Here is a 15,624-nt window from a genome sequence, read left to right on the forward strand (position 1 = left end):
TATTGCGCAGATGAAAAATATATTACTTTTATGTGGCGGCGGCTCTCAAGAGCATGAAGTGTCACTCGTTTCAGCAAATTTCCTTCAAGCACAACTTGAGCTTAATCCAGAATTTAACGTATTACGTGTTGAAATTGATAAGCAAGGTGCTTGGGTATATCAAACTAATGATGCAGCGCGACGAGTTGAACTCGATGTTTTTCATCAAAGCATTAAAGAAGAAAGCTTAGGTGAGATTAAGATTGATTACGCTATTCCTTGTATTCACGGTTTTCCTGGTGAAACCGGTGATATCCAATCTTTATTTGAACTGGCTAAAATCCCGTATATGGGCTGTTCGCCGCAAGCAAGCGTCTTATCTTTTAATAAGATTAGCTCTAAGCTTTGGTATGATGCGTTAAATATTCCCAATACGCCGTATCTTTTCTTATCCGATCAAAGTGATTCTGCATTCCAAGCTGCGCAACAAGCATTTGCAACGTGGGGCAAAGTATTTGTCAAAGCAGCAAGCCAAGGCTCCTCTGTCGGGTGTTATTGTATTGAAAAAGAAGAAGATTTAACCACAAGTATTAAGCAAGCGTTTGAATTTTCAGACCAAGTTTTAATTGAAAAAGCACTCAAACCGCGTGAGCTTGAGTTGGCTGCATTTGAATATCAAGGCAAGTTGTATATCACACCACCAGGTGAAGTTCGTGCACCTGAAGGTGCTTTTTATTCATATGAAGAAAAGTACAGTGCGGATAGCCACTCGACAACGTTTTTAGATGTGCCGGATATTAGTGATACACAGAAGCAACAGCTTATGGACTACGCTGCACTTGCGTTTAAGCAAATGAAACTCAAAGATTTATCGCGTATCGACTTTTTTATGACGCCAGACGGTGAAATCTATCTAAATGAAATCAATACCTTCCCTGGTATGACACCGATTTCCATGTTCCCTAAATTGATGGAAAATCATGGGGTTAAATTTGCTGATTATTTAGCAGATAGAGTTAATACTAGTCTCTAAACGAAGTCAAAATGAACCAATGAAATGCTCAAGTTAATGGCTTAAATGTCTTGAACTTGAGCATTTCTTTTTTCGCGAGGCCCAATTGGCCGACATATTGCGCCGGCATAGCTGGGCTTAACCAGCGGCCCATATGCTGCACATCTCGCACCTTCATCCCTTCTTGATATAATGCTTGAGCGCGACCAACACGGGTGGATTGCCCTGAAAATTGGACACGCAAACCCAATAAGTCACTTGCACGGCGTAAAATTCGATAGATTGAAGAGTCATCTAAAGGGTTTTGATTTAAATTTTGATGTCGGTCCATGCCACAAAATAGAAATTCATCGTGTTTGCTACGATGCATGAGCCAAGCGTTCAATGCATTCGTTGCATCTTGCGAGAGTGGATAGATATGGTCTTCAAAGCTTAATTTGAGAAAAGGATAGTGCATATCTTCAATAATATCTTGCACCTGCAAACGTTTTAAATGGCTTCGTTTCAGTAAAGCCTCGTACATCAAATAATAAATAGCCAAGTCTCGAATATCTTTTAATGCCTTGGATGGTTTTAAAAGTCGATTGAGTGCGTCTAAATGGGCTTGCGTCAGTGCGGTCGCTTGTTTGGCATCCCCGTGCTTGGTGAGCTGAAGCTGAGATAGGGTATGTAATACTTGTCTATCAGATGTCGGATCTGGGAACTGATGTGCCTTGTGGATAAGCGCTATGGTTAAAACGCAGCGACGTACGCTGGCAAATTTTCGATCTTGTGCTTCTTTTTCAATGAACTGACGTAAAATATCGTGCTCACAAGGTAGGCTACTGCTTTGTTTAAGTTGGCAAAATCTTACAAATCGGTTCCAATCATTTTTCATCGATAAAACGGAATTTTTTGCATATTGCATGCCCGTTAAGGCGTCGATTTGTTCCACATCGATTTCATGGTTAAATAAACCCGCGCTCACTAGTTTGGATTGTTCATCAGTAAACTCTGGTAAAATTTTACGCATTAACGCTCCTTATTGATGTCATTTTTAATCCTTTATTTGTTTGCCACAATGGATTATAAATTGACTTGGATATCAAGTTCGCTATGTTCTTTCTCTATATCATTAGCATAACATAATCAAACATTAACGCACTATAACTAAATATATGTAGAATAAAATAACAGCCAAACAACAAATATCGCATTCCACTTGATTTCACAGGCCAAAACCATACACTAAAGTCATTATGAATACAGCTTTTATAAAGGATTTTTTATGTCGCTTGTCTACTCCACTGAAACTGGCCGAATTAAACAAGAAAAACCACAAGTTACTCGTGAAAAGGGTGATGGCATCGTGCGCATTTCTCGCCAAACCAAAGGGCGTAAGGGGAAAGGCGTTTGTCTTATCACTGGTATTGATGGCACCGATGCAGAACTAAAGCTAATTGCTGCTGAACTTAAAAAAGTATGTGGTTGTGGTGGCGCATTAAAAGATGGCGTGATCGAAATTCAAGGCGATAACCGAGAAAAGATTAAAGCGCACCTTGAGAAGAAAAACTACACAGTTAAACTGGCAGGTGGTTAAAATGGCAGAGCATAGCCAAGATAAAGCGATTCACCAACCTGTCCCAACCAACATTATCACAGGTTTTTTAGGTACAGGTAAAACCACAGCTATTTTACATCTGCTTAAAAACAAGCCCGAAAATGAAAACTGGGCGGTGCTAGTGAACGAGTTTGGTGAAATTGGCATCGATGGGGCGATCATGTCAGAACATGGCGCAATGATCAAAGAAATCTCTGGCGGCTGTATGTGCTGCACAGCAGGCGTACCTATGTCTGTTGGGATCAATGCCTTGCTACGCACATCTCCTGATCGCCTGTTAATCGAGCCTACTGGTTTAGGGCATCCGCAAGAAATTATTGCAAAATTACAAGCGCCACAGTTTTCTAAGTATATTGATTTAAAAGCAAGTATTGCATTAATCGACCCTAAACATGTGCAAGACCCAAAATATACCGAGCATCCGATATTTAAAGGTCAAATTGAGTCGAGCCAGATTATCATTGCGAATAAGCTTGATGGCGCTGATATGCAAGATTTAGTTGAGCTTGCGATTTGGTTTGAAGATATGAAAGCTGACTATGAGACAACAGCTAAGCTCAATCAATTGCCTGTACATCAAAAGCTCTTGTATCAGGTTGATCAAGGCAAGCTTGAACTTGAGTGGCTTGATATTGAGCGTGAAGATAAAGCTAGTGCGCAAGATGATGAGCATGGCCACCATCATGAACATGCTGCGCTTGAGCCTCAATTTGGTTTAGAACCCGGTCAAACCTATGTGCGTAAGGAAAATAAAGGCCAGGGCTTTTATAGCTGTGGTTGGATCTTTGGCGCCGAGTTTAGCTTTGATTTTGAAAAGCTTTTTTCCATGCTTTCAGCCTTAACCGCTGAGCGTGTTAAAGCTGTGGTGAATACAACCCAAGGCTGTTATGCCTTTAATGTCAATCAAGGGGTTGTGTCTGTCAATCAAATGACGCTTGAAGGCTTTGAATCCCGCTTTGAGGTAATTGATAGTCAACTTATGCCTTGGGATCAACTTGAAGAGATTTTGCTTGAGCTAGGTGGACTGAAGTAATTAAGATAAGGCTGTATAGCGATAGTTTATACAGCTATATTTTTCATTTTAACTCATTTATTAATACATAATATCATCAACTATATCCCCATTAAGCTCATACCCATGCCCATAGCGATGCGCCGTTTCGATATTGGACCAACGACCAATCTTTAAAATATCCTGCACTGAAAAGCCATTTTCCCAATAATATTGACAGGCGCCAACACGCGGCGAGTGCGTGGTAAAGCAAGGATCAAAAGGGTGGTTATGCTTGCAAATATCAAACATAGCTTTATATATATTCAGTCCAGAATTGTACGAAAGCGCTCGGTTTCCTTTCATTAACTTATTGTACTTAGTACCAGGTTTAAATAGGTAAGTATCTGCTTGATGGATATTCATTCCTGCTAATTGCATATAGGATTGGATCTTTTCTATGACTGAATTATTTAATGGTGCGAACTCGGGCTTACCTGATTTATTCGTTTTACTCGACGGAATTTTCAAGCGCTTACGGCGAAAATCTATATGCTCAACTTTCACTTTATGCATTTCAGAAAAGCGTAATAAACAGCAATATGTGAGGTTCACTATTGCCACATTTCTTGCCTCAATCACGCTTTGGGTCGCTTTAAAGTGCTGATTAATCTCTCTTAAGTCTTGCAGTGTTAGCGGCGTCGCTTGCTTAATTTCAATTCCATTTTCAACCTCCTCTAATGCATGCTTTTTTAACAGGGCGCTGATGCTTATATCTGCGCAGGGTTTTGGGTAACCGGCATGAAAATGGATGAAGTTAATCGCCCAGACATCACCTTTCATTGAGTTTCGATGCAGACACCCGCCGCGGAACTTTAAAAAACCTAAGACGGTTTCAAAGTCAGTAGGCAAATATTCTAAATTGTTTTCAGTGCAGTACTTAACAAAGATAAACCAACGGTTTGTCAACTTACGCCATGAGGAGTCTGATAGACCACCTCGAGTTTCTTCGAGTTCAGCTAAAAACTTTTTTGATAATTGCTGCGCAATTTCACTATCCGTATCTGAAAGTGGCAACTTGGTCAGTTCACGCAATTGATGAGGACGCAATTGATTGATTTTAGTGTGCTGTGTATTGATTAAGTTTTTATCCATAATGTGCTTGATATTTTTACTTCATTAAAGTGTTACAGGGTCACTAGGTTGCAGTTGCAAGTAAGATCTTGATTTGGATCGATGAAAGATCAAAGTATAACATAGGATCTTCAATTGTATGGAATGATAATTCTCTACAGTTGAGAATAGATTTCAATAGATAATTCTATTTTAAGATTTAATTATAGATTTAATAAAGTGAAGGTCGGTTGATGCTCTGCTACTACTCAATGCTAATTTAACATAATATACATAATGCGAAGTGGTATATTGGCAGGTTTATATTCATTCGGCTAAGAATTAGCTTATAAAAGAAATAACATCTAGGAGCTATAGATTCAGTACTAATTCTTTTATAATGACATATTCAATCGTGATATACACCCTTAAGGATTAGCATGTTAAAAAAATTACTGCCACTTGCGCTTGGCGCAACCCTTGCTATGCCAGCCATGGCACAAGATTACACTAAAGAAGAAATCGGCCAGATTGCCGCGCAATATTTAATGGATAACCCAGAGATTTTGGTCCAGGTCAGTGAAAAGCTGCAAGAAAAGCAGATGCAAGAGCAAGCCAGTGCGCAAATTAACGCTGTGATTGAAAATAAAGATGCTTTATTAAATGATCCTAAAACACCTTATGTAGGCAACAAAGATGCAAAAATCAATGTCATTGAATTCTTTGATTATCAATGTATCTATTGCTACAAGATCTCACAAACGATTGAAAAAATACAAGCAGAAAACTCAGATATTCGATTTATCTTTAAAGAGACGCCAATTTTTGGTACGCGCTGGGAGCCGTCTAAATATGCAGCGCAAATGGGGCTTTGGGTCTTTGATCAAGGTGGTTCTGAGGCCTATGAAACTTATCACAACGGCGTGTATGCGACAGGTAAAAATGAAGGTAAGCTGACAACGCAAGATGTTGATGCGATTGTAATGAAAGCTAACTTAAATCCGAAAGATTTTAAAGCCGATGAGACGTATATGCAAAACTTACAACTTTTTGCTGGCTTAGGGTTTCGTGGCACGCCAGGCTTAATCGTGATGCCTTCAACTGGCGCAGATGCAAGCAACACCTTTGTGATTAATGGCGCAGATGAAGCTGCCCTTTTAGATGCAATTAACAAGCTAAAATAATTAAAGTTTAAATATAATGTACAGCGTCACCTTAAAGTTGCAATAACTTAAATGTGACGCTGTCACTATTTATATTTAAACTAAGCCATAAAACAAAGCTTAATCGTCAATTGACAAGGCATCACTATCGATGTCGATGCTGTCATCATCTTCATCATAACTGGATGATGACTTATTGGTTCCACACAAGGTATATGAACGTCTTGGCTGCGTTTTTTTCATATACTTGCGCCAACAGTTGGCATAAACACTCGACTTGTCATCCTCATTCGCTAATGCTTGTAAGAAAAGTTTTTCTTCTTCATCTTCTGGCGAAATAGTCTGCTCCATCAAGCCTTGCATGGTTCGACCATAAGCTTCTAGAATCTGTGCTTCTTTGATTGTGAACTCTCCACTGCGGCTAAATCCACGTGGAAAATGCTTATTATCAAAATACTTACCTAGGTTTCTCATATTCACTCTACTGACGTATATGGATCATATTGAGGAAAATAGAAATATTTTCTTTATCTGTAAAACAAAAATTTTTAGGATTTACGATAAAAATATTTTATCATAGGCATATCATGTTGATGTTTGCTTGCTTTCTTAAATTTAGCAATCAATCGATTCATTTTTGGAAACAAGAAATTGTGAGTCTAATAACCTTAGCACCCACAAATTAGCCTTTATTAAATAAACTTATAAATAATAAACAAAGTCTTAAAGGCTTGATACAAGGTATATAAAAAGAGAGGATGCTTTGGATACCGAGTTACTGAAAACTTTTTTAGAAGTAAGCAAAACCCGTCATTTTGGCCGCGCCGCAGAAAGTCTATATCTGACTCAATCCGCAGTGAGTTTTCGTATTCGTCAACTGGAGGCAAGTTTAGGCACGGGGCTTTTTTCTCGTCAGCGTGGCAATATTCACCTGACCACTGCCGGTGAACGTTTAGTCCCTTATGCTGAGTCGATTTTACAAACGTTAGGCCGTGCAAAGCAAGATGTCATTTTGTCTGATCAGTCTGTCGAGCAAGTCTCTATGGGCGCCTCACCGAGTGTCTGGGAGCTTGGTGGCGTATCACGTTGGATGAATCAACTTTATACATCCTTCCCCTATCTAGCACTGCGTTTAGAGAACATTTCACGTACAGATTTAGTTCGTCATCTGCTAGAGCGTAACATAGATATGGCAATTTTAGGTGAGCCGCCAAAAGTTGAAGGATTGAAGATAAAAGCTTTAGATCACTTTTCATTTCAATTGGTTTCGCGCTGTCCTGACTTGGCCGTGGACAATTTAGATAATATGTCTATGGCGTATTTAGACTGGGGAATGCGTTACTCGATAGAACATGCTCGTGTTGCCAACTTTCAGGTTTCACCTTGCTTGCATGCGCAATCGAGTCGCTTGATTTTAGAGTATTTATTAGAAAATGACAGCGTGGCATATTTGCCTGAGCCGGTCATTTCAAAACATCTTGATAATAACGAGTTATTTTTAGTCAAAGACGCACCTATGATGGAGCAATCGTTATATTTGTGTTGGCTAGAAGATAATGAAAAGCAAAGCCATATCCAAGATATTCTGGAAACAGACTTTGTCCTCAGAACGGCAAGCTTATGATGAATAACTTTCATCAAAGTGTCAAAAATGATTCATTGTACAAAAGATAATATATTGCATATTCTGAATTTGTGGTTGCAATCAAGTCTTTTCATTACTCTTTAGACTAAACTCAGTCTAAGCCATCAACGTAAGTCGAGGCTAAAAGGTAAAGATTTGATGCAGTAGCACAAACTTCTTATGTATTATTTTTATCATTTGGATAAGAAAGATGAGTCAGTGGGATAAGTGGCTAGATAGCCCAACACAGAAACAAAACACACGTAAAGCACGTCACCATTTTGATGACAATGAGGAAATTGTTGAACGCCGTAAACCTAAGCGTAAACAGCATCGACCAAGACATCAAAAGGAGTTTGATTATTATAGCGAAGAATATAACGACTAATTTTCAAACTTTATATCCTGCTGATCAGCGTTTGCTTATCAAGACAGTTTAGAACGTCCTAAATATTTAAAGCGCAGCACGTTAATTTAACTGCTGCGCTTTTTGATTCACCCTTTCAAGCAAATTTATTTGTTTTGCGCGTCTTGCTCTGCTTGCTTTTTGATTTCGTCTGCAACTTGCTTAATTGCATCCGCACTACCAATGCCTTGCGCCATTAAAGCCTGAATTTTCTCAACGGCTTTTTGTTGCTCTTCATGGGTTAGATTTGGCATATTGTCATCAAACATTTTTTGAATCTCACTTTTTTTGACTGGATTGATCACGTAATTCTTAATGACTTTTTGTGTCTGGTCAAGCCTTATTCCACCTTGATAACGTGTATTGACCAAAGAGAGCTCTAACCAATAGTGCCCGGCAGGTAATTTAGTATCCGGAACTTGATTCGGATAATTATTGACGTATTCTTTTCCCCACACCGGTGGCTCCGTTCGCTTTTCGTCTGCAAAGACACGAATATTCAGTGTTGGGCTTGGACAAAGGTCTTTTTTCAAGGCTAAATGTTGGATTTGCCAGGTTTCATTCGGCAACCAAACTAAACTGCGGCTAAAACGATAACTACCAATTAAAATATCTGTGTTCCAACTCCCACCATGTTTGAACGAAAGTGAAAGTTGATATAATCCAGGTTCCGGCGGCGCTTTGATATTCGTTTCTAAGCGATATTGATAAAGGTGTTCATCTTCTTCTTGATGATGACGAATATCTCTTAACTTAGGTGTTTTAGAAGAGATGATTGTATCATCGGGCCACTCGACAAGCTTAAAATTTCGAATTTCATCTTTACTTTCAACTTCAACAACCAAGCCCAAGTTTAAGCGCCCAAAAGTGTATGTCCTTTGGGTACTTAAGCGTAAAAAGCGAATTGTATCGGGCAATGCTTTTTGTTGAAAGCTCTGACCACAATCGATATCAATGACCTGGCTTAAAATATCATCTAAGCTCTCTCTTTGATCATCGCTTGGCATATTTTGCGCCACTTCCACCATGTTTCCAAAAGCATCCTGAAGTCTATTTTCAAGTAATGCTTGGTGGGCATGGGTAAGTGGCGTTTGCTCTGTGAACCATTTGATCGCAGGTTTCCCTTGCTCACTAGCAAAGAGATTTGAAGATGTAAGCAAACAAATGCTTAATAGAATGGATTTATTCGTTTGAGTTAACTTCATAGTTCGCGTATCAAATAGCTCTTCACTTAGGCTTTCATTTTATAACCGACACCGCGTAGCGTTTCGATATTAACTTGTGGTAATTTTTGACGCAGTTGCAAAATATGCGTATCGACTGTACGTGTTGTTGGGAAATGATTGTAGCCCCAAACATGGTCTAAAAGCTCGTCGCGGGTGAAAACACGACCTAAATTTGTCGCTAAGAAAATTAACAAGTCAAACTCAGTACGAGTTAAGGTAACGCTTTCTTCGCCCATAAATACTTCACGTGTTTGTTTATTAATGCGAATATTGCCCACACAAACTTCATCTTGTGCTTGTGCATCAGGTTGACGTAACTGAGTGCGAATGCGGGCTAAAAGTTCAGCTTCGGCAAATGGTTTGGTTAAATAATCTGCCGCGCCAGCGTCTAAACCTGTCACCTTGTCTTTCACTGTCACAAGCGCTGTAAGCAAAATGATTGGCACATTTTTTATGCCACGCCAGCGTGAAATATGACCTACAGAGTCACCATCTGGCAATTGACGATCCAATATAACCAAATCAGCTTTGTGCCATAACGTATCGGTTTGAGCGATAGTTTCAGCATGTAAACATTGGTAACCCGCTTGCTCTAAGCTAACTAGTAAGCCATCGGCTAAATTTTTATCATCTTCAACGAGTAGTAATGTCGGTTTCACAAGGTATCTCCAATTTAAAAGTTGTTGGTGGCCCAAATAGTTTTATTTTTCCTCCCATTCGAACGACCATAGATTCAACAATTGTTAAGCCTAGTCCTAAGCCACTTTGGGTGACAAAGGCTTTGCGTATATGTGACCAGTCTTTTGCTGTGAGTTTTCCTTGATCGATCACTTCAAAATTGATTTGTGCTTCTAATACTTCAACCTTTAAAAGCACGGGTGGAACGCCATATTTACATGCGTTTTTAATCAGATTTTCGATACATGCACTGAGCCAATAGGTATTCACCTTGATTTGCGCATCAGTGTTAAGTTCAATTTGGATCTGATCTTGGTACTCTTCAAATCTAAACTCAAGCCATTCTGCAACCGAAGGCAACCAATCTGTGGTAATGGTTTGGTGATCGGATTGCAAATAATCTTTACTTGCATCGGCAAGCATGCGCAAACGCCTTGAATCTTCGCATAATCGTCTAAACTCGTCATAAACGGATTCAGGTAAGTGCTCAAATTCGCGGCGAAACCCCTCCACTGTTAATGATAAACTGGCAATCGGGGTACGCAATTCATGGGTAAGGATCTGCAACACTAACATACGTTGGGCTAAATCCTCACGACGATTCTTCCAGCGTGAATATGCCCAAAGAAATAATATAACAATATTAAATACAATTAGCGCAATTAAACTATAGAACAAGCCATTTGAGTTTGGCTTTTGTGCCCAACAAATATTGCCTGTTTGCATATAGCAATGATCTTCCTTTAACGCAACATGCATGGTTAAATTGCTATCTTCTAAATGCATGCGCCATAAATCTTGGGTAAAAATTAAATACTCATCACCCTTTTTTATCCAAAGCTCAGTGCCACTCAATATAGCTAAGTCATTATCAATCACAGCTTTAATTGCACTTTGTGGCATGCGCTGCAAACGGCCAAGTAAAGTTTCTGGACCGGATACTGGTCGCTCATGGATATTCATAAACGGCAGCATAGTTTCATACTCTTCTGGATAATGCTGCGCATAACGTAGCGCATAGCTCCCCCCACCTGGGTGTATCAAGGTGGAATTGACAAACCATTTCAAAGGAAGCTTTCGCTTTTCACACAATGCCCGAGTAAATGATAAAGGTTCAGTTAAAAGTGGATTTAAGGGCAATTTGTGTTGGCAACTTTGGCTGTAGCGATACAGGATTTGCAGTTCTTTTATCGGGTACTTACCTGTTTGCGGCAGCAAGGTTCGGCTATATAAGAGATTCGGTGGATATGTTGTTTCAATTTCATCTATCGTATAACGTGCGATAGCATTCTCGATCTCAAATGAGCTTTGAAATGCTTGAATGGCTTCAGGCAAGCCAGCAGCACGTGCATGGAAGCTAGTCATACAAAATAAGATAAAAAATAATATGTGATGCTTCACTTCGGTCTCTTGCCTGAATGGATGTCATTATATATTAACATCACATTACAAATTTGAATAACAGGTGCAGCTAAATTGGCATCAAGATCAAACGCAGTATAGCTGAATACTTTAATTTAACAGTTAAACGACAAAAAAACTATAAAGCTTAAGATAAATGACATAGATCTGACTTATCAGTTTTGGGAATGTAATTTCCTGTTACATGAATAATTGTAATTGAAAATCATAGTCTTGTTTAATAAATGAGCATAAAAAAACCGCCCTCTTAGATAAGAAGACGGTTCTACTTTTAGAGAAACCTAAGAAAAATATATTTATTTAGATTTCAATATTATAGCGCTTTTGAAATCGCATCAACGCTTGCTTTTGCATCACCAAATAGCATTTGTGTGTTTTCTTTGAAGAATAATGGGTTTTGCACGCCGGCATAACCTGTATTCATCGAACGTTTGAATACGATAACATTTTTCGCGTTCCACACTTCAAGCACTGGCATGCCAGCGATTGGGCTCTTCGGATCTTCTTGCGCGGCTGGGTTCACTGTATCGTTCGCGCCAATTACAAGCACTGTGTCAGTTTCAGCAAAGTCATCATTGATTTCATCCATTTCCAGAACGATATCATAAGGTACTTTTGCTTCTGCTAATAATACATTCATGTGACCCGGTAGACGACCCGCAACTGGGTGGATACCAAAGCGAACATCAATGCCTTGCGCGCGAAGTTTCTCAGTGATTTCATAGACTGGATACTGAGCTTGCGCCACAGCCATACCATACCCTGGAGTGATAATCACAGACTTAGAGTCTTTTAGCATCTCAGCTACTTCTTCCGCTTGGATTTCACGGTGCTCACCTTCAACTGCGTCAGTACTGATTTCAACTTCAGTACCGAAACCGCCAGCGATAACACTGATAAATGAACGGTTCATCGCCTTACACATGATGTAAGAAAGAATCGCACCTGAAGAACCAACCAATGCGCCGGTTACAATCAGAAGATCGTTTGCAAGCATGAAACCTGCTGCTGCAGCTGCCCAACCTGAATATGAGTTCAGCATCGACACAACCACTGGCATATCTGCGCCACCGATTGAAGCCACTAAGTGATAACCGAAGATAAGTGCAATCACAGTCATCGCTAATAGTGCAAATGTACTGCCTTGACCACCTAGGAAAATACCAAGTAACAAGAAGCTCATAATAAGCGCAGTTAAGTTCCAACCGTGTTTGCCTGGGATATTTAGCGGGCTAGATGAAATCAGACCACGTAGTTTTGCAAAGGCAACGATAGAACCTGTGAAAGTTACCGCACCAATGAATACACCTAGGAAAACTTCCACTTGGTGAATGGTTAGCAATGCACCTGTTAGTTCACCATGCTCAAGATAGCTGTTATAACCAACTAACACGGCAGCAAGACCAACAAAGCTATGCAAAATCGCAACAAGCTCTGGCATTTGGGTCATTTCTACACGTTTTGCATAGTAAATACCAATTGAACCACCAATTGCCATCGCAAGGATAATCCAAGTCAGAGCATTGGTTTCTGGGCCAAAGATAGTTGCCAATAAGGCAATCGTCATCCCGATGATGCCGTAGATATTGCCTGAGCGTGCAGATTCTTGCTTAGATAACCCAGCAAGGCTCATGATAAATAAAATTGCAGCAACAATATATGCTGCCTGTACTAATCCTGCAGACATCTGCTACCCCTTATTTCTTACGGAACATTTCAAGCATACGTTTGGTTACGGTAAAGCCACCAAATATATTAATGCTTGCAATGAGGACTGCGATAAATGACAGCACTGAGACCAAGGTATTGCCTTGACCTATTTGCAGAACTGCGCCGACAACAATGATACCTGAGATAGCATTGGTCACAGACATAAGTGGTGTATGCAGTGAATGTGACACATTCCATACCACGTAGTAACCGACCACACATGCAAGTGCAAACACAGTGAAGTGTGATAAGAACTCAGCTGGCGCAACGGATGATAACCATCCAAAGAGTGCTACACCGATTGCTAAACCAACATATTTTTTGGTTTTAGATTTTGGCGCTTCGACCACAGGCTCAGGTTTGGCTTCAACTTCAGGCGCTTTCGCTTGAGGTTGGGCTGAAACTTGAATCGGTGGCGCAGGCCAAGTCACTTCACCTTCTTTGACAACTGTTACGCCGCGAAGCACAACGTCGTCAAAATCAATGTTGATGTTGCCATCTTTTTCTTTGGCAAGCAGCTTCATTAGGTTCACAAGGTTTGTGCCATAAAGCTGTGAAGATTGTGTTGGCAGACGACCAACCATGTCCGTGTAACCGACAATTTTCACGCCGTTTTCAGTGGTGATCACCTTGTCAGCGACTGTGTATTCACAGTTACCGCCATTGGCAGCAGCAAGATCCACAATCACACTACCAGACTTCATGCTATCAACCATTTCTTTGGTGATAAGCTTCGGCGCTGGGCGTCCTGGGATCAGAGCAGTTGTGATGATGATATCAACATCTTTGGCTTGCGCAGCATAAAGCTCTTCTGCCTTTTTGTTGAACTCTTCAGACATTTCTTTCGCATAGCCATCGCTTGACGCTTCAGTTTTAAAATCAACTTCTAAAAACTCTGCGCCCATTGATTGGACTTGCTCTTTTACTTCAGGGCGAACGTCAAACGCACGCACGATAGCGCCAAGGCTACCTGCTGCGCCGATTGCAGCAAGACCTGCAACACCGGCACCTGCAACCAGAACTTTCGCTGGCGGCACTTTACCGGCTGCAGTAATTTGGCCAGTGAAAAAACGACCGAATTCATGCGCCGCTTCAACCACTGCGCGATAACCGGCAATGTTTGCCATTGAACTTAAAGCATCCAAAGACTGCGCGCGAGAGATACGTGGAACACTATCCATTGCTAGAACATTAATGTTCTTCGCTGATAGTTTTTCAAGTAGCTCTGGATTTTGCGCAGGCCAAATGAAGCTAATTAAGGTTGCACCTTCTTGCAGCTTTTCGATCTCTGCATCGTTTGGCGCATTTACCTTAAAGATAATTGGTGATTGCCAAACTTTTGCTTTGGTGGTGATACTTGCGCCAGCGGCTTCATAAGCAGCATCATCAAAGCTTGCTAAGGCCCCTGCACTCTTTTCAACTGAAACTTCAAATCCAAGTTTCAGCAACTGCTCAACCGTTTTCGGCGTGGCAGCAACTCGCGTTTCTCCGACGAGCTCTTTAGGAATACCAATCTGCATTATTTTTCCTTATACATGTTGGCTGTGATAAAAAACTTTATGTGACCATTGATACTAGAGCGGCTAGCACTAAGATTCAAGTACTTATCTTGTTTTGTAGTAAATTTACTTAAACAATTTATGTTTTAAAAATTGAGATTTTGAATCGATCCCAAAATTACAATTTTTTATCATAAGATAAAACCAAGTGAGATAAGGATCACAGCACTTTGGGGTTAATCTTGAAACAAGCCATCGCCTTGTTGATCAATACACATTTTTGACTTGGTAATCATCAACTCGTTCGCGCTGTCCAAGCTTGCGAGCAGATCACTACGGATGAACCGATGGGTTTTTAAATCATTATCTACCTCTTTACAAATCCGACCAGCAATACGATATTGTCCTTGCTCTGAAATGCTTTCGGGATAAATCAAATACCCTTTATATTCAAGTGGTTCAACTTCTGGCGCTGAAGACGTTTGATTATCTTCTTTCTTTCCAAATAAACGACTTAAAAAGCCCATACACAACTCCTATTTTTGTGAACATTATGAGGCACATCATACCCTTAATTTTAAATAAAATCTTACCCTTGCTCTATTGAAATAAGTTCGTCATAATCAGTTTTTATTTATACTCATGCCATAGGTAGGCTTTTATGACAACAGAGCAATCCCCACAACCTGAAGAAATTACACTTCCTGAAGTGAATTTAGATCAAATCTCACCTGAACTAAAGCAAGTGATTGAATTTGAAGAGGTGGTAGACGAAGCCCTTCCTATGTTGGTTTCCATTCACGAAGCTGCTGAAGAAAGCATTCGTGAAATTTTTGACGAAATGCCAGCAAGTGCTCAAAACGTATTAGACAACTTTGAGCAGTTCCATGCCTTAGTATCTGTCGGTCAAACCTTTGCTGCGATTGACTTTATGCAGACTTTTGACAAACTTGATGGCGTACAAAATATGTCAGATGAACAACGTGACGCATATCGTAATGAGTTGCTAGACAAGATTTTATACACAAGTGTGAAAGATATGGTCAAGCAATTGAAAAAAGCACGTCGTGACCCTATCTTGAAAAAAGATTTTCGCCAAGTATTTCAAAAGTAATCAAAATAAGCTTTCTATAAGACATCATTTTGATGTTTATTAGTTACTTATCCATAGCTTAGTAAGGCACAGTGTTTCTATTGGCAC

Annotated in this window: 16 protein-coding genes; 7 read left to right on the forward strand and 9 right to left on the reverse strand. The window is 40.0% G+C overall.

Annotation, left to right across the window (positions count from 1 at the left end; translation table 11 throughout):
* Positions 1–10 precede the first annotated feature (10 nt).
* On the forward strand, positions 11–1,012 hold the full coding sequence (locus tag AC2VOY_RS15455; RefSeq protein WP_491833514.1) for a D-alanine--D-alanine ligase: 1,002 nt from the start codon (positions 11–13) through the stop codon (positions 1,010–1,012).
* A 28-nt stretch (positions 1,013–1,040) separates the two neighbouring features.
* Here the strand turns inward: AC2VOY_RS15455 and AC2VOY_RS15460 are convergent, their stop codons facing one another.
* The gene (locus tag AC2VOY_RS15460; RefSeq protein WP_491833515.1) at positions 1,041–2,003 is read right to left on the reverse strand and encodes a tyrosine-type recombinase/integrase; all 963 of its coding nucleotides are present in this window, start codon (positions 2,001–2,003) and stop codon (positions 1,041–1,043) included.
* A gap of 255 nt (positions 2,004–2,258) precedes the next feature.
* On the opposite strand from AC2VOY_RS15460, the gene yciH reads away from it, so the two are divergent.
* Together yciH and AC2VOY_RS15470 are read left to right on the forward strand one after the other, a co-directional pair.
* Positions 2,259–2,570 carry a stress response translation initiation inhibitor YciH gene (gene yciH, locus AC2VOY_RS15465; RefSeq protein ID WP_491833517.1) on the forward strand — a complete coding sequence of 104 codons (312 nt, stop codon included), beginning with the start codon at positions 2,259–2,261 and terminating at the stop codon, positions 2,568–2,570.
* Between the two features lie 28 nt (positions 2,571–2,598).
* The gene (locus tag AC2VOY_RS15470; RefSeq protein WP_491834160.1) at positions 2,599–3,624 is read left to right on the forward strand and encodes a CobW family GTP-binding protein; all 1,026 of its coding nucleotides are present in this window, start codon (positions 2,599–2,601) and stop codon (positions 3,622–3,624) included.
* Between the two features lie 60 nt (positions 3,625–3,684).
* Here the strand turns inward: AC2VOY_RS15470 and AC2VOY_RS15475 are convergent, their stop codons facing one another.
* Complete coding sequence (locus AC2VOY_RS15475; RefSeq protein ID WP_491833519.1) at positions 3,685–4,737, reverse strand: tyrosine-type recombinase/integrase; 1,053 nt, start codon at positions 4,735–4,737, stop codon at positions 3,685–3,687.
* A gap of 398 nt (positions 4,738–5,135) precedes the next feature.
* On the opposite strand from AC2VOY_RS15475, the gene AC2VOY_RS15480 reads away from it, so the two are divergent.
* The gene (locus AC2VOY_RS15480) at positions 5,136–5,879 is read left to right on the forward strand and encodes a DsbA family protein (RefSeq protein ID WP_491833521.1); all 744 of its coding nucleotides are present in this window, start codon (positions 5,136–5,138) and stop codon (positions 5,877–5,879) included.
* 99 nt (positions 5,880–5,978) lie between these two features.
* Here AC2VOY_RS15480 and AC2VOY_RS15485 read toward each other — a convergent pair whose 3' ends face one another.
* A complete protein-coding gene (locus AC2VOY_RS15485; protein ID WP_491833523.1) occupies positions 5,979–6,332 on the reverse strand; it encodes a MaoP family protein in 354 nt (117 codons plus the stop codon).
* Positions 6,333–6,621: 289 nt separating this feature from the next.
* On the opposite strand from AC2VOY_RS15485, the gene hdfR reads away from it, so the two are divergent.
* Both hdfR and AC2VOY_RS15495 read left to right on the forward strand, forming a co-directional pair.
* Entirely contained in the window at positions 6,622–7,482 is an 861-nt protein-coding gene (gene hdfR, locus AC2VOY_RS15490) for an HTH-type transcriptional regulator HdfR (protein ID WP_491833525.1), read from the forward strand.
* Between the two features lie 211 nt (positions 7,483–7,693).
* Positions 7,694–7,870: a hypothetical protein gene (locus AC2VOY_RS15495; RefSeq protein ID WP_491833527.1), complete on the forward strand. Its 177-nt coding sequence runs from the start codon at positions 7,694–7,696 to the stop codon at positions 7,868–7,870.
* Between the two features lie 125 nt (positions 7,871–7,995).
* Here the strand turns inward: AC2VOY_RS15495 and AC2VOY_RS15500 are convergent, their stop codons facing one another.
* The 6 genes from AC2VOY_RS15500 to AC2VOY_RS15525 form a co-directional block, all read right to left on the reverse strand.
* Positions 7,996–9,093: a YoaH family protein gene (locus AC2VOY_RS15500; RefSeq protein WP_491833529.1), complete on the reverse strand. Its 1,098-nt coding sequence runs from the start codon at positions 9,091–9,093 to the stop codon at positions 7,996–7,998.
* A gap of 26 nt (positions 9,094–9,119) precedes the next feature.
* Positions 9,120–9,773 carry a response regulator transcription factor VxrB gene (gene vxrB / locus AC2VOY_RS15505; protein WP_491833531.1) on the reverse strand — a complete coding sequence of 218 codons (654 nt, stop codon included), beginning with the start codon at positions 9,771–9,773 and terminating at the stop codon, positions 9,120–9,122.
* Positions 9,748–11,157 carry an ATP-binding protein gene (locus AC2VOY_RS15510; protein ID WP_491834161.1) on the reverse strand — a complete coding sequence of 470 codons (1,410 nt, stop codon included), beginning with the start codon at positions 11,155–11,157 and terminating at the stop codon, positions 9,748–9,750. The genes vxrB and AC2VOY_RS15510 overlap by 26 nt, the downstream gene beginning before the upstream one ends.
* Positions 11,158–11,527: 370 nt before the next feature.
* Positions 11,528–12,901 (reverse strand): Re/Si-specific NAD(P)(+) transhydrogenase subunit beta, encoded by a 1,374-nt coding sequence (gene pntB / locus AC2VOY_RS15515; RefSeq protein WP_491833533.1) that lies wholly within the window; start codon positions 12,899–12,901, stop codon positions 11,528–11,530.
* A gap of 10 nt (positions 12,902–12,911) precedes the next feature.
* Complete coding sequence (gene pntA / locus AC2VOY_RS15520; protein ID WP_491833535.1) at positions 12,912–14,444, reverse strand: Re/Si-specific NAD(P)(+) transhydrogenase subunit alpha; 1,533 nt, start codon at positions 14,442–14,444, stop codon at positions 12,912–12,914.
* 215 nt (positions 14,445–14,659) lie between these two features.
* Positions 14,660–14,950, reverse strand: coding sequence for an HlyU family transcriptional regulator (locus tag AC2VOY_RS15525; protein WP_491833537.1), 291 nt, complete (start codon positions 14,948–14,950; stop codon positions 14,660–14,662).
* A gap of 134 nt (positions 14,951–15,084) precedes the next feature.
* Here AC2VOY_RS15525 and AC2VOY_RS15530 point away from each other — a divergent pair, with 134 nt between their 5' ends.
* On the forward strand, positions 15,085–15,537 hold the full coding sequence (locus AC2VOY_RS15530) for a DUF3069 domain-containing protein (protein WP_491833539.1): 453 nt from the start codon (positions 15,085–15,087) through the stop codon (positions 15,535–15,537).
* Positions 15,538–15,624: the final 87 nt, after the last annotated feature.

This window comes from Vibrio sp. KMM 9700, assembly GCF_058545285.1.

Bases quoted from the DNA above. Each gene is read 5' to 3' on its own strand.
- AC2VOY_RS15510 (WP_491834161.1), bottom strand. From the start codon at position 11,157: ATGACTAGCTTCCATGCACGTGCTGCTGGCTTGCCTGAAGCCATTCAA.
- AC2VOY_RS15460 (WP_491833515.1), bottom strand. From the start codon at position 2,003: ATGCGTAAAATTTTACCAGAGTTTACTGATGAACAATCCAAACTAGTG.
- AC2VOY_RS15495 (WP_491833527.1), top strand. From the start codon at position 7,694: ATGAGTCAGTGGGATAAGTGGCTAGATAGCCCAACACAGAAACAAAAC.
- yciH (WP_491833517.1), top strand. From the start codon at position 2,259: ATGTCGCTTGTCTACTCCACTGAAACTGGCCGAATTAAACAAGAAAAA.
- AC2VOY_RS15475 (WP_491833519.1), bottom strand. From the start codon at position 4,737: ATGGATAAAAACTTAATCAATACACAGCACACTAAAATCAATCAATTG.
- pntA (WP_491833535.1), bottom strand. From the start codon at position 14,444: ATGCAGATTGGTATTCCTAAAGAGCTCGTCGGAGAAACGCGAGTTGCT.
- AC2VOY_RS15455 (WP_491833514.1), top strand. From the start codon at position 11: ATGAAAAATATATTACTTTTATGTGGCGGCGGCTCTCAAGAGCATGAA.
- pntB (WP_491833533.1), bottom strand. From the start codon at position 12,901: ATGTCTGCAGGATTAGTACAGGCAGCATATATTGTTGCTGCAATTTTA.
- AC2VOY_RS15500 (WP_491833529.1), bottom strand. From the start codon at position 9,093: ATGAAGTTAACTCAAACGAATAAATCCATTCTATTAAGCATTTGTTTG.
- AC2VOY_RS15480 (WP_491833521.1), top strand. From the start codon at position 5,136: ATGTTAAAAAAATTACTGCCACTTGCGCTTGGCGCAACCCTTGCTATG.
- AC2VOY_RS15485 (WP_491833523.1), bottom strand. From the start codon at position 6,332: ATGAGAAACCTAGGTAAGTATTTTGATAATAAGCATTTTCCACGTGGA.
- AC2VOY_RS15525 (WP_491833537.1), bottom strand. From the start codon at position 14,950: ATGGGCTTTTTAAGTCGTTTATTTGGAAAGAAAGAAGATAATCAAACG.
- AC2VOY_RS15530 (WP_491833539.1), top strand. From the start codon at position 15,085: ATGACAACAGAGCAATCCCCACAACCTGAAGAAATTACACTTCCTGAA.